Origin of the sequence: Priestia sp. SIMBA_032 (genome assembly GCF_046535215.1) — a bacterium.
GTDB lineage: Bacteria > Bacillota > Bacilli > Bacillales > Bacillaceae_H > Priestia > Priestia aryabhattai.
Genome location: NZ_JAWRXD010001054.1, coordinates 1 through 256, shown reverse-complemented (window position 1 = coordinate 256; position 256 = coordinate 1). Strand labels below are relative to the sequence as shown.

Here is a 256-nt window from a genome sequence, read left to right as displayed (position 1 = left end):
ATTCGAATATCCGGTAACTCTTTCCTCTTATTATAGTAACGATACATAATTTGATTCGCATAATCCATATACTTCAAATGGTTTTCGAGGAAACGGGTATTACTTTCATACTCTAACATTAAAATTGAACCATCTTCCATTTCAAATAAAGTATCTGAGCGCCTTTGATCTGCACGAACTCTCGAAAATTCATTTAGCAACAATTCTTTTATTCTTGGATAACCTTTTAACCCATATGCTTCAAGCCCTTTATCCC

At 33.6% G+C, this 256-nt stretch carries 1 pseudogene; it reads right to left on the bottom strand.

Going from position 1 to position 256, the window contains the following annotated elements:
* Positions 1–256, bottom strand: a pseudogene (locus SB717_RS37575) (transcriptional regulator); the annotation flags it as partial.